Below are 13078 nucleotides of genomic sequence, written 5' to 3' on the forward strand. Positions count from 1 at the left end.
CTCCCGGGTGGTGTCGTGCGTGGTGTTCGGCCGGCGGTCGTCCCCGCCGCCGGGCGGCGGGTGGACGGTCACCGGCGCGCCTCCGATCCGTTGCCGGTACCGGCGCCGGGGGCGGCGGGGCCGGCCCCGACACCGCCGGCGAGCCCGTGGACGAGCACGCCGCCGAGGGCGGCGTGCGCCCGGCGGGTGGTCGCGCGCAGCGCGTCGACGTCCACGACCTTGCCCGCCGAGAGGTGGTCGTCCCAGGGCACGCGCACGATCGCGCGGCAGCGCCCGCGGGCGACCTTCTCGGCCTCGTCGACGTCGGCGAGGCTGCGCTTGCTCACGCCGTTGATGACGACGATCGCCTTGGCGCGCAGGGACGCGTAGCCGTGGCCGTCGAGCCATTCGAAGGTCATGGCCACCGAGCGCGCGGCGTCCTCGCTGGCCGGGGCGACGAGGACGAGCCCGTCGACCACGGGCAGCGCCCGGGCGACACCGGTGGCGGCGGGGTCGAGGAGGGCGACCTCGTAGAACCCTTCGAGCAGCCCCGTGAGCCCGGCGTAGTCACGGTCGTCGAGGGTCTGCACATAGGGGTCGTCGAGGGTGGAGACGACCTCCAGGCCGGTCCCCGACTGCGACGTGTAGCGGCGCATGCCGAGGTAGCCGCTGACGGAGTCGGCGTTGGCCAGCAGGGAGGTCAGGGTCTCGGGCGTCTCGACGCGTACCCGGCGCGACAGCCCGCTCGTGCTCGGGTTGACGTCGACGGCCACCACGCGGTGGTCGCGGTGGGCGGCGAGGGTGTGGCCGAGCATCAGGGTGGTGATCGTCTGGCCGGCGCCCCCGGTGCAGCCGAGGACGACGACGCTGCGGGCGCCGCCGAGCGGCGCGCGCAGGCGTTCGAGGTCGCCGGCCGGCAGGTCGGACTTTGCCGGGGCGGCCGATCCGCCGGTGACCACGCGGGCCAGGCGGCGCCAGCCGCGGGTGCCCCCGCTGCCGGGGGTGTCCGCTGTGTGGGCGGGCGGTGGGGCGGCACGCCGCATGGCGGGCGTGCCGCCGGGGGTGTCGGTGAGGCGCTGCTGCTCACCGGTTCCGTGGTCGAGCTGGAGCGAGGGTTTGCCGGGGTCCGGGTCGGGGTCGACCGGTCCGCCGGCGGGCCCGGCGGACGCGGGGTCGCGGTCGGCGTCGGGGGACGCGTGCGGCGTGTCCGTCGGGTTCTGGCCGAAGAGGTGGCTGAGGCGGCGGGCGTTCTGGGCCACGCGGCTGAAGACGCCGTCGTCCCCGCTGGGCGCGTGCTGCTCGGCGCGGGCGGGTGCGGGGGAGCCGTCGGCACCCGTCCGGGCGGAGCCGGGGGCGGAGTGGCCGTCGGCCGGGTTGGCGCGCATGGTGCGGGCGAGGCGCGTGGAGCGCTCGGGGTCGTCCTCGCCGGCTTCGCGCCCGGGGTGGGGCGCGGGCGTGCGGGTGTCGGCCCGGGAACCGGTGGCCCCCCGCCCTCCCCCGGTCGCAGAGGCGGCGGGGGCGGCGTCGGCCGGGGGTGTGGAGGACGGAGGTGCGGAGGCCGGGGGCGTGGCGGAGGGCCGCGTCGCCGAACGGGGCGCGGGCCGGTTCAGCCGGGCGCGGATGGCGGCGGCTTCGGCGGCCTCCAGGTCGGCGGCCGTGGTGCGGCGCCGCGGGGAGTCGACGTCGCTGAAGCTTTCGTGTTCCCCGGTCCCGTGGTCGAGTTCGAGCGCGGGCTTGCGCTGCGTGACGCTCTGCGGGCCGGCGTCGGTGGCCTCCTCCGCTGCGGAGGCGGCGGGGGTCGCGGGTGCGTCGGGCGCGGGGCGCACGCCGTCCGCGGATTCCCGGGGACGACCGTCCGCCGACGCCGTCTCGGCGTCTCGGGACGCGCCGTCGCCGGAGGCTCGGTGGTCGTGGGTACGCGCAACGGCATCGCGTGCGGACGCGTCGGGGCGGTCGGAGTCCTGCCGCTCCGGAGCGTCGGCGACACGGCTTCCCGCCGCCCCCGCACCGTCGGCGTCCTCGGCCGCGGATCCCGGGGAACGGACGTCCGCCGTCTCACCCGGGGACGGGCGCGTGCGGGCCGCGTTGTCCGGCTCGGCGGATGCCGTGGCCCCGGAACGACCGGCGTCGTGCCGCGCCGGAGTATCCTCGCCGCCGGTCCCGGCCGCGCTCGGACGTTCGGCGGCGGTGTCGCCCGCGAACCCCTGGGGCCCGCTGCGGGCGGGGGGCCGGGTGCCGGCGGGGGACGCGGACCGCCCGTGGTCGTCGGACGCCTCCCGCGACGCGGGCCCGTCCTGCGTACCGGCGGCACCCGCCTGCGCCGGGCCGTCCGGCCGCCGCGCGGCGTCGGTACGGTCGGCGACGCCCTCGGCAGCGGCGGGCGGGGCCTCGCCGTGCTGGGAAGGTCCGCCACCGTGTGCCCGCTCCGGTGCGCCGCCTGGCGCGGGCGCTCCGGGCGTGCGCGAGCCCCCGCGCGCGGGGGCGGCGTCGGTGAACCAGCCTCCCTGCCGGCGCGGGCCGGACCCGCCCGCCTGGGCGAACCGGGGCGGCGGCGGGGCGGGGGTGTCGGTGTGGCTGAGGTAGCGGTCCAGCACGTCGAGCCGCTCATCGCGGGCCGAGGGTGTACCTGTCTGCTCCTGCGGGTCGGCCGCCCGGCTCGTGGGGGCGTCCGGGACGTCCGCGGCAGGCGCGGCTGGATCGCCGGACCGCTGGGACCGCGTGTCCCGGCTTCCGGGCTCGGAGTTCCCGGACGCGGCTGAGGGCGCGTCGGCGGCGTGTTCCCGGCCGCTGCGAGGGTCGGCCCCGTGGCCGTGGGCCTCTTCGCGCTCACCGACGGGCGCCGGCCCGGCCTGAGCCTCCTTTTCCGGGCGCGGGTCGCGCGCGGAGGGGCCGGAGCCGGAAGCCGTACCGCTGTCCGGGACGGTGGCCCCTGTCCTCTCCGGAGCGGAGGTGTCTCGGGCCGATGCGACGGGTGGCGGGAATCCGCCGGGCACGGATCCCCCGGCCTCGGTCGCTGCCCGATATGCGGTCGCGTGCGGTTCGGCTTCTCCCCGGTCCTCTCGGGTGTCTCCGCGAAGGCCGGACCGCGATGCGGGCGTCGGCTCCGCCGTTGGGCCGTAGGCGGCACCGCGCGGCGCGTCCTCGGCCCGCTGCTCCTGGGCCTCTGCGGGCGCCTCGGCCCGGGGGGCCGACGTGCCGAAGGGCGTGGCCGGGCCGTGGGTGCGGCCGTCAGCAGGGTCGGTGCCCTGAGTCGAGGTCGTCGGGCTGGTCGAGGTCGCCGGGCTGTGGGGCGCGGCAGCGGGGGCCGTCCCCTGGTCGCGGCGGGCGGTGTCCGCTCGACGGGCACCGGGCTCCGACGCGTGCGGTGCGGGCTCGGCCGTCCCGGCGCCCGCGGACGCGTCGGTGCGCGGCGTGTGGTCCCGGGCGGCGGTCGGGGAGCCGGCCTCCGGTTGCGGTGCGGCGGCGTTCTCAGGGCCGGCCGGGGTGCGCGGGTGGAGCACGGGGTCAGCTGGGGATGCGGGATCGAGGTGTCCGCCGCTGTCGACGGCGTCGGACCCCCGAGTGGCCGCCGGGCCAGCGGCCCCGGGAGCCGGCCGCGGATCCGCGGGGGCGCCGGAGGGGGCCGGGCCGCCATCGGCGGTCGTCGCGGGCCGTTTCGGGGCCGGGACGACGCGGACGTATTCGATGGAGTCGTCGTATCCCGGCCCGTGGGTACGTGCGGGACCCGCACCGTCGCGGCCGTCTTGGCGAGCACCCCACTGCCCCTCGTGGGCGGAGCTCCGCTGCCCGGCCCCTGCCCCGCCGGACGCGGGGGCGCGTTCGGGTGGGCGGCGAGCCGCGTCCGTGCCGCTATCGGCGGCGGTCCTGTCGTCAGCGGAGAGGGCGCCGGACCCGGTCGCGGCGGTGGCTTCGCGCTCGCCCGGGACGGATCCGGGGGCCGGCCGGGTCTCCGTCGTATCCGCGGCGGACGGGGAAGGGGAAGTCGTGCCGGAGGCGGCGGACTCGGGCTCAGCCGACGGACCGCCCGTGGCCGGGGCGGCCTGGGACGCTGCGGCGGCCTCGCCACCGTCCCGGTCGGTGCTCGTGCGGGAGTCCGCGGCCGAACGGCGGGGGGTGGCCGGCGAGGTTCCCGCCGGGGCGGAGAAGACCCGCAGGACCTCGGACATGCTCTCGTGCTCGCCCGTGCCGTGGTCGAGCTGGAGGGGCGGTTTCGCGGGTCCCCGGGGTGACGCCGGGGGCTCGGCCGCCTGGTCCGGGGACGCGGACGCGGTGCGGGGCGGCGCCGCCGGGGTGTCCGTTGGGCGGGACGGCGACGCTGGAGGGGTTCCTCCGGCTCGCGGAGTGGTGGAACCGCTGGTCGCGGCCGTCTGCTCGGCGCCGGGGGTACCGGTGGAGTCGGCGGCGCCGGCGCTCGCCGGGCGGTCCGGCGCGCCGGCGTCGTGGCGGTCGTCCCACCCCGTGGAGGGAGTCGACGCGGCGCCGGTTGAGCCGACGCTCGCCGGGCGGTCCGGCGCGCCGGCGTCGTGGCGGTCGTCCCACCCCGTGGAGGGAGTCGACGCGGTGCCGGTGTCCGCGAGGGGGACGGGGAGGTCCCACGGAGCGGCGTGGGGGCGGCGGCGCCGGCGTTGGGCGCGCAGGGAATCCGGGTCGTCCTGGGGGACGGCCGGGCCGGCGGGAGATGCCGGTGCGCCGAGGCCGTGGCCCCGTTCGACGGGCTCCGGCGGCAGAACGCGTTCGCGCAGCCGCTCCTGGGCGCCGGGCTCCTGCGCGTGCTCCGGGTGCTCCGCTGAGGGGGCGTGCGGGCTCCACTGCGGGCCGGCCGGTTCCCGGCCCCGCTGATCGTGCGGTGCTCCGGCGGCCATCGTGTGCTCCGGCCCGCGGCCCTCGTCGGCCCGGCCGGGAACGCCGCGGGGCACGCGTCCATCGACGGCCGGGGCGATCTCCGAAGCGCGCAGCGGCTGGGTCGGTTCGTTGAAGGCGGAACGCCTGCGCTGGACCCGGCGGACGGCCTCGATTCCCTGGACCCGGGCACGCAGTCGGCGGTTCGGCCCGCGTTCGGGGCGAGCCGCGGCCGCGTGTGCGCGCGGGTCGTCGTCGGAGGAGGGAGCCGCGTCACCGGAACCGTGGACGGCCCCGCCGTATTCACGCGCGGCGTCGTCGGAACCGGGGGCGGTCTCGCCGGCCCTGTGCGCGGCCTCGCCGGAGGCGCGGTCGGGGTGGTCGGTCGCCGGGTGGGACCGGGGCGCAGAGGCCGCGGTGCGGGTCTCCGCCCACGGGGTCCGGCCCTGTTCCGGCGGTGGCGCATGCCCGGGCTCCGGGCCCGCCTGGCCCGACGATGGGGATCCTGGACGGTGTGCGGTCGCGGACCGGCCGTCGTCGCCGGTCGGGGGAAGCGGAGCCGACATCATCTCCTCGGCGCGTCTCCGGGCCGCGGCGTCTCCGGACGCGGGTGCCTGCGTGACCGCCTCGGTGTCGCCCTGCGGGGCGGCCGCCTCGGTGTGCCACTGCGGGGCGGAGGACTCCGGGGACCCGGCGGTGCCGTGGGGCGGCGTGAGCGCGGAGCGGCCGTGTACGGGGTGGGGGTCGTCGGCGGTGCCGTAGGGCGCGAAGCGGCCATGGTCGGCGCTGCCTTTGGAGGCGAGGGGGTAGGGGGTCTCGCCGGAGGAGGCGCCGAGTTCGCTGAACCAGGCGCGCTCGCGGCCGGTGTCGGCGGCGCCCGGCAGCGGGCCGGCGGCGAAGCCGCGGTCGCGTCGGCCGGATGCCAACGGGGAAGGGGCGTCGTCCTTGTGCTTGGCGGTGGCCAGCTCGGTCCGCTCGGCCGCGGGCAGCCCGGAGGAAGGGGTCGGGGTGCGCTCGGGGCGACGCCGGTCCTCCTTCGGCAGCGCCCAGCCGAAGTAGTTGAGGACCTTGATCCCGACGCCGCGCTCCCCCTGCTCGCGGCCGGGACGTCGATCGTCGCCGCCGGCCTCGGAACGAGTGGCGAAGGCGGCCCGCTCTGCGACCCCGGCCCCGGAGTCGCGCTCCCCCTGCTCGCGGCCGGGACGCCGGCCGTCGCCGCCGGCCTCGGAACGGGCGGCGAAGGCCGCCCGCTCTGCGGCCGAGGCGGATCCGCGGGCCGGATGGGCGGAGGCGGCGGCAGCGGGCGCGGAGGGCTCGGCGGTCTGCGTGGTCTCGGGGGCCGGGCCGGCGGGCGGGACGGCGGGAGCCGCGGGCTCCGCGAAGCCCTCGCCCTCCCGTCGCCCGTGCGGCTCGTTCGCACCGGATTCGGCGGGGCCGGGCGCGCGTGCGGCGGGGGCCATGGGCCGCTCGCCGTCGGTTTCGCGGGCGGCGGGTGCGCCGTTTCCTGCGGGTGTGGAGGCACCGGGTGCGGACGTGCCGGGGCCGGCGGGTTCAGGGGCGTGCCCGGCGTTCGCGGACTCGGGGTCGACGCGCGGGGCCGGGAGGGGGTCGAGCGTCTCGGTGGCGGCCCACAGCAGGGGCGGGGCGCCATTGCCGACGGGGTCGAGGCGCAGGGGCTCGGGCCCCTCCGCGGGGACCGCGGTCCGGGCGGCCTCGGTGTCAGCGGAGCGCGGGCGGCCGCGGCGCTGGGCGCTTGCGCGGCCGACGGCCGGCAGCGGACCGGCCGCCGGGTCGCGGTGCCACACGCGCACCGTGACCCGGATCTCGGCCTGCTCGTGCTCGGGGGCGAGGCGGGTGTAGACGCGCGCCTCGGTGAAGTAGCGGCCATAGGACAGCAGCAGCTCGGTCAGGCGCTTGCCCTCGATGACCGGGCGGGTCGCGAAGAAGGTGATGATGAACGGGGGGACGAGCCAGATGACGTGCCACGGTGTGACGAACGGGACCCCGATGAGGCTCATCAGGGCGACCCACACGGCACAGACGCCCAGGAACACACCGAGCGTGACGACGGGAAGCGGCTGGGGCAGCCGGAAATCGTAGAGCTTGTACAGCCGCTTCTCGATGCGCCAGATATTGGTGTACGTGGGCAGGTCCACGTCCCCGGCCTCCTACTCGGTCGGCACGCCCATGGCTCGTGCGATGGCCCGCGCCGTGACCTCGATGATCCCGGGCACGTAGAACACGATTCCGATGAAGATCGCCAGAATGATGAACTGGGCGAACCGGGTGATCTCGCGCGTGAACAGGAAGAAGATCGCGACGACGGACACGATGACCAGGAAGAGGGGACCGAAGAAACCACGGAGGAAATCGGCCAGGCCCGATGTATCGGGGGCGTCTTCCGTTGCGGCGAGCGCAATCGGGCCCGCGACCTCGAACGCCGCGTGGGCGGCATCGGAAACCAGGGGGAACATGTTAGGCGCCGTCCTCCTGTGTCTCACATCTGAGCTGCATGGTTCTTCGTCTCCTTGCTCCTGCGCCCCTAGGAGGGCCGGCGGCCCTCACTCGCCGAACGACTGGGGGGCTCCTTGAATGTCGCGCACGTACCAGTTCTCGCCGTCCTTGACGACGGTCAGCAGATAGCTCTGGGTGAGGTCGGCCCGGGAGTCGGCGTCCCCGCCCGCGAGCCGCCACACGACCGTGGCCATGGCCTGGCGTACATCATCCTCTCCCGCTGCGCGCGCGGGGACGGACAACTCTTGGAGTTCGGCGAACTCCAGCGTGCCCTCGGGAAGGGGGGCGATCCCGGCCCCGGGCTCCAGGAAGCCCGTGGAGAGGTAGTCGGGGTCCTCGGCGTAGGCGCTGAAGAAGCCCTCCAGGCGCGGGGTCAGTTCGTCGCGGGCCGCGGCGTCGTTCTCGACCGAGGCGGTGCCGGGGAGCTCGGCCCGGCCGGGCGCGGCCAGCAGGGCGGGCTGCCCTGAGACGACGAGCGAGGCGGGGCCGTCGGCGTAGACGGGGACGTCCAGGCTCATCGGCTCCCCGTTGACGTCGGCGGTGAGGGTGACGACGGCGTTGTTGGCGTCGCGGATGTCGACCGTCACGAGGCTGACGTCCCGGCCGGTGAGGGAGCCGTCGATGTTGAAGGCGGTGGCCTGGCCTTCGGGCACGAACGCGGCCAGGGCTTCGGCGCGGTCCTGGCCCTCGTTCTCGCCGGTGTTGAGGTAGGTCTCGGCGAAGCGCGTGGCGAAGGCCGCAGCGGCGTTCTCGGGGAACTCCGGCGTCTCCTCGGTCTCCGGCTGGTCGTCGGCGGGCTGGGCGATCCCGTCGCGCAGCGGCATCCAGATGCCGTTGAACAGGACGACGATGAGGAACGCCCACAGGACGGCCCGGCCGACCCAGACCCACCAGCGCCCGCCGGCCCCGGCCCGGGGGCGCCGCGACCGCTTGGGCGCGGGGTCGGGCGGGGCGTCGTAGTCGTAGGGGCCGGTCGCGGCGGCGGTGTCCTCATCGGGTGCACCACCGCGCCGCGTCGACCTGCGCGCCATTACGCCTCCCCATCCGTCGGGGTCCGGTCACGACCGCCGTTGCCGGGTTCCCGGAGCCATGTCTACCCCATCCCTATGGTGAGGCATTGTTCAGGATCTCGGCCGCCTATACGCGTCCGTGTTTCCTCCCCAACCGCCGGGTGTACCCGGCCCGCAAAGGACCGATAACCCCCAAGTGGGGCATTGCCAGCGAATCCTCAGAATCCGGCGGGGTCAACGCCGCATTTGTGGGCCGGCCGGAAAGGAAGGTAGCGCTGCTCGGAAAGGTGTATCTGGCGGTTCGGACACCGCCGGGCGGGTCAGACGTTGAAGCGGAACTCCACGACGTCGCCATCGGCCATGACGTAGTCCTTGCCCTCCATGCGGGTCTTGCCCGCGGCCTTGGCCGCCTGGGGAGAACCTGCGGCGACGAGGTCGTCGAAGGACACGACCTCGGCCTTGATGAACCCGCGCTGGAAGTCGGTGTGGATGACCCCCGCCGCCTCGGGCGCCGTGGCCCCCTTCTTAATGGTCCACGCGCGGGTCTCTTTCGGGCCGGCCGTTAGGTAGGTCTGGAGCCCAAGAGTGGCGAACCCAACACGGGCCAGCTGCGCGAGACCGGATTCGGTCTGCCCCATGGACTCCAAAAGCTCGGCCGCTTCGTCGTCGTCGAGCTCGGCGAGCTCGGATTCGATCTTGGCGTCGAGGAAGATCGCCTCGGCCGGGGCGACCAGCCCCGACAGCTTGGCGCGCAGGGAGTCGTCGGCCAGCTCGTCGGTGTCGAGGTTGAAGACGTAGATGAACGGCTTGACGGTGAGCAGGTTCAGCTCGCGCATCAGCGCGAGGTCGATGCCGGCCTCGGGCCCGCCGGTGAAGAGCCGCCGGCCGCCGTCGAGGACGCCCTGCGCGGCGCGCGCGGCGGCGAGGAGGTCCTGGGCGGCCTTGTCCTTGGCGTTGCGCTTGGCGTCCTTCTCCAGCCGCGGCAGCGCTTTCTCCAGGGTCTGGAGGTCGGCGAGGATCAGCTCGGTGTCGATGGTCTCGATGTCGCGCGCGGGCTCGATGTCGCCGTCGACGTGGGTGACATCGGGGTCGTCGAACGCCCGGATGACCTGGCAGATCGCGTCGCTCTCGCGGATGTTGGCGAGGAACTGGTTGCCCAGGCCCTCGCCGACCGAGGCGCCGCGGACGATGCCGGCGATGTCCACGAAGTCGACGGTCGCCGGGATGATCTTGGCGGACGCGTAGATGTCGGCCAGCTTCCCCAGCCGGGAGTCGGGCACCCCGACCACGCCGACGTTGGGCTCGATGGTGGCGAACGGGTAGTTCGCCGCCAGGGCGTCGTTCTTGGTCAGGGCATTGAAGAGCGTGGACTTGCCGACATTCGGCAGGCCGACGATTCCGATGGACAGGCTCACAGGAGGGAAGTCTAGGCGCTCACCCGGCCCGGCGGATCCAGCCGTCCACAGGGGGTGCCCCGCGATCCGCGCAGGTACCGCCGCGGCGGAGGCGCGCACCAAGCCGTCAGAACTCGCCCCCGCAGCTCCTGAGCCACTCGGCGCTCTGGGTGAGGTGGTTGGTGTTGCAGAAGTCCACCCCGGCCTCCATCTGGGCCTCCCACGCGTCCTGCCGGGCCTCGTTCTCGCACCCCTGGCGGCCGGGGAAGATGCCGGTGTCGCACGCGTAGAACTCCCCGGGGTCCCCCGGGTTCCGGGGCCGTCCGTCGGGGCCGCCCCAGAAGCGGACCTGGAGCCCGGACCGGTGCGCCTGGCCGACGAGTTCGTTGAGCCGCTCCTGCTCACCGTCGTCGACCTCGTTGCCGCCGTTGCTGTCGCCGCAGTCGCCGCGCCCCCACTCCCCGTTGAACACGGTGAAGTGGCGGGCGTAGTCGCGGTCGTAGCCCGGGATGTCGGTGGTCGTGGCCAGACCGCCCATGATGAGCGCCACCAGCGCCACAACGGCCCCGTATTCGACGACCGACGCCCCGCGCTCGCGGGCGCGCCCGCGGGTCCCCGTTCCACGCCCGGGCGAAGGGGACGCCCCCGCGGACCCCACCGCTGTGCTCACGTGTCCTCCACGGCCGTTGCGCGGACTCGACGCCTCCCCCGAATCAATATGCGCACACGGAATGATCCACGCAATTGCGAAATTCTCGCCGTGATTGCCGTATAACGCCATGAACACCACGAATATGGATTCATCACCCCCCATGGCCGGGTCAGGCCACCGCGCCACCCGATCGGCGCGCGGCATCGCTGTGCCGCGGGATGACTTATCGCCGCATGTCCCCCTCTCTCGCGTGGCGCGCGGGTGCGGTGGCCGGAGGGTTGAGAGCATGGGCGGCTATGGACGGTCTTGACGTGATCTTGGTGCTACTGGCGGGCGTCGCGATCGGCACGGCCCTGGGGTGGTTGCTGGCGCGGAGCCGGACCGCGGAGTCGCGGGCGCGGGCCGACGCCGCCGAGGAGCGCGCGGCCTACATCGAGGAGCAGCTCGCCGACCGCTTCCGCGCCCTGTCGGCGCAGGCCCTCGACGCCACCAACCAGCGCTTCCTCGAACTCGCCGAGGGACGGCTGCGCGCCGTCGGCCTGGAGGCCGGCCAGGACATGGACCGGCGGCGCGAGGCCGTGGAACAGCTCGTCGCCCCGCTCACCGAGACGCTGACCCGGGTCGAGGGCCAGCTGCGCGAGGTCGACGCCGGCCGCCGCGCCGCGCACGCGGCGCTGGCCAAGCAGGTCGACTACGTGCGCGAGGGCTCCGAGCGGCTGCGCGACCAGACCCAGTCGCTGGTGACCGCCCTGCGCCGCCCCGAGGCGCGAGGCCGGTGGGGCGAGCTGCAGCTGCGGCGGGTCGCCGAACTCGCCGGCATGAGCGCCTACTGCGACTTCGAGGAGCAGGCGTCGGCCGGCACCGACAGCGGGGTCCAGCGCCCCGACATGGTGGTGCGGCTGGCCGGCGGCAAGAACATCGTGGTCGATTCCAAGGTGTCGCTCGCCGCCTACCTGGAGGCGGTGGAGACCGACGACCCCGGCGTGCGCGCCGAACGCCTGCAGGCGCACGCCCGGCACCTGCGCACGCACGTCGACCAGCTCGCCGCCAAGTCCTACTGGGCGGCCTTCAGCCCGGCGCCGGAGTTCGTCGTCCTGTTCATCCCGGGCGAGGCCTTCCTCGCCCCCGCTCTGGAGAACGACCCCGGGCTGCTGGAGCACGCGATGGGCAAACGGGTGCACATCGCCACCCCCACCACCCTCATCTCGCTGCTGCGCACCGCACAGTACGCCTGGCAGCAGGAGGCGCTGAGCGAGAACGCCCGCGCCGTCTTCGAGCTGGGCAAGCGGCTCCACTCCCGGCTCGCCACGCTCGGCGGGCACGTCGACGGGCTGGGCCGGTCGCTGTCGCGCACCGTCGCCGCCTACAACCAAGCCGTGGGGTCACTGGAGAGCCGGGTCCTGGTCACCGCCCGGGAGTTCGAACAGCTGGGCCTGGTCGATGGCGAGCTGGACCGGCCGAAGGGCGTCGACGAGCAGGCGCGTCCGCTGACCGCGGCGGAACTCACGGAGGACACCCCGATCATCCGAGATGAAAACGGGCATAACGGGGGAGAACGCGAAGGGGCGAGGTCCGGAGACGCCCGTGTCGGCCTCTAGCCGGCGGCATGCGCCGGCCAGGGGTGGGGCCGAGACACGAGCCTTCGGGAAGACACGGATTTTCACTAAGAGTGACACACTGAATACTGTGAGTCACACTAGGGAGCGTGCGGTGATGGTGACACGCAAGGCGGAGGGCCCGTCGACGGCGCCGACCCCGTTCATCGTCGAGCGTCCGCCGCGCGGGCGCGCGCCCCGGCCCCGGACCGATCCGGTGCCCCCCGCGGCCTCCCGCGGAGTGCGCCTCACCGCCCGCGGCGGCATCCTCGCGATCGTCGCCCTGAGCTTCATCGCCGCGCTGCTCGCCCACGCCACGGGGCTGGCGGGCATCAACGGCGGTGTGTTCGTCGCGGTGTGCGTGGCGACCGCGCTCGTGGTCCGCCCCGCCGATCTGCTGTCGCTGACCGTGAGCCCGCCCCTGGCCTACTTCGTCGCCGCGCTCGCCGCCGAGGCGCTGCTCACCCTGGGCAGCCCCGGTTTCTCCCGCGGCGTGGCGATCGGCATGGCGACCCGGCTGGCCGACGTCGCCCCGTGGCTGTTCCTGGGGACGGCGCTGGTGCTGGTGATCGCGGTGTTCCGCGGGCTGCCGAGCACCGTTCGCGACTTCAGCGACGAGGTCAACGGCCGCCAGCGGCGGGTCCCCGCCAAGAGCGGGCGGGCGGTGCGCTGAACCGGCCCGCACCGCGGGCCGTGAAGGCGCCGGGGCGACGTCGGCCCGCTGCCGCCACTGGGCCCCGGCTCCCGGGGCATCGAGTGGCCGCCCGCCCGGCCGCAGCGCGCCTCCCGCTCAGAACGGGGTGTCGGGGTCGGCCGGACCGCCCGTCTTCTCCTCCATCGCCACGGCCAGCTTCGCGCGGGCCCCTTCGAGCCACTGCTCGCAGACGCGCGCGAGCTCCTCGCCGCGCTCCCACAGCGCCAGCGACTCCTTGAGCGTCAGCCCGCCGGACTCCAGCCGCCGGACAACGGAGTCGAGCTCCTCGCGCGCCTCCTCGTAACCCAGCTCGGGCTCCGCGGCGGCGCCGTCGTCCTCGCCGCCTCCGTTCGCCTCGGCGCCGGACGCCCTCGCACTCTTCTTGCCGGCCAATATGCCCC

Annotated in this window: 8 protein-coding genes; 2 read left to right on the forward strand and 6 right to left on the reverse strand. The window is 75.3% G+C overall.

The features are described 5' to 3' along the window. Positions 1-68: 68 nt before the first annotated feature. From ACFO4E_RS01550 to ACFO4E_RS01570, 5 genes are all read right to left on the reverse strand, one after another. On the reverse strand, positions 69-6974 hold the full coding sequence (locus tag ACFO4E_RS01550) for a TcpE family conjugal transfer membrane protein (protein ID WP_378570731.1): 6906 nt from the start codon (positions 6972-6974) through the stop codon (positions 69-71). Between the two features lie 12 nt (positions 6975-6986). Continuing rightward, positions 6987-7292: a hypothetical protein gene (locus ACFO4E_RS01555; protein ID WP_378533809.1), complete on the reverse strand. Its 306-nt coding sequence runs from the start codon at positions 7290-7292 to the stop codon at positions 6987-6989. An 87-nt stretch (positions 7293-7379) separates the two neighbouring features. Next, the gene (locus ACFO4E_RS01560) at positions 7380-8363 is read right to left on the reverse strand and encodes a conjugal transfer protein (RefSeq protein WP_378570732.1); all 984 of its coding nucleotides are present in this window, start codon (positions 8361-8363) and stop codon (positions 7380-7382) included. Positions 8364-8662: 299 nt separating this feature from the next. After that, the gene (gene ychF, locus ACFO4E_RS01565; RefSeq protein WP_378570734.1) at positions 8663-9757 is read right to left on the reverse strand and encodes a redox-regulated ATPase YchF; all 1095 of its coding nucleotides are present in this window, start codon (positions 9755-9757) and stop codon (positions 8663-8665) included. A gap of 106 nt (positions 9758-9863) precedes the next feature. Further along, on the reverse strand, positions 9864-10406 hold the full coding sequence (locus ACFO4E_RS01570; RefSeq protein WP_378570736.1) for a hypothetical protein: 543 nt from the start codon (positions 10404-10406) through the stop codon (positions 9864-9866). Between the two features lie 278 nt (positions 10407-10684). On the opposite strand from ACFO4E_RS01570, the gene ACFO4E_RS01575 reads away from it, so the two are divergent. Together ACFO4E_RS01575 and ACFO4E_RS01580 are read left to right on the forward strand one after the other, a co-directional pair. Further along, the gene (locus ACFO4E_RS01575; protein WP_378570738.1) at positions 10685-11986 is read left to right on the forward strand and encodes a DNA recombination protein RmuC; all 1302 of its coding nucleotides are present in this window, start codon (positions 10685-10687) and stop codon (positions 11984-11986) included. 115 nt (positions 11987-12101) lie between these two features. Continuing rightward, the gene (locus ACFO4E_RS01580; RefSeq protein ID WP_378570740.1) at positions 12102-12656 is read left to right on the forward strand and encodes a DUF6542 domain-containing protein; all 555 of its coding nucleotides are present in this window, start codon (positions 12102-12104) and stop codon (positions 12654-12656) included. Between the two features lie 117 nt (positions 12657-12773). Here ACFO4E_RS01580 and ACFO4E_RS01585 read toward each other — a convergent pair whose 3' ends face one another. Continuing rightward, positions 12774-13070, reverse strand: coding sequence for an exodeoxyribonuclease VII small subunit (locus tag ACFO4E_RS01585; RefSeq protein WP_378570742.1), 297 nt, complete (start codon positions 13068-13070; stop codon positions 12774-12776). Positions 13071-13078: the final 8 nt, after the last annotated feature.

The organism is Nocardiopsis mangrovi, from assembly GCF_042653925.1.
Classification (GTDB): Bacteria; Actinomycetota; Actinomycetes; order Streptosporangiales; family Streptosporangiaceae; genus Nocardiopsis_B; species Nocardiopsis_B mangrovi.

Excerpts from the sequence above, each read along its gene's own strand:
- ACFO4E_RS01580 (WP_378570740.1), top strand. The coding sequence starts at position 12,102 with ATGGTGACACGCAAGGCGGAGGGCCCGTCGACGGCGCCGACCCCGTTC.
- ACFO4E_RS01560 (WP_378570732.1), bottom strand. The coding sequence starts at position 8,363 with ATGGCGCGCAGGTCGACGCGGCGCGGTGGTGCACCCGATGAGGACACC.
- ACFO4E_RS01555 (WP_378533809.1), bottom strand. The coding sequence starts at position 7,292 with ATGTTCCCCCTGGTTTCCGATGCCGCCCACGCGGCGTTCGAGGTCGCG.
- ACFO4E_RS01575 (WP_378570738.1), top strand. The coding sequence starts at position 10,685 with ATGGACGGTCTTGACGTGATCTTGGTGCTACTGGCGGGCGTCGCGATC.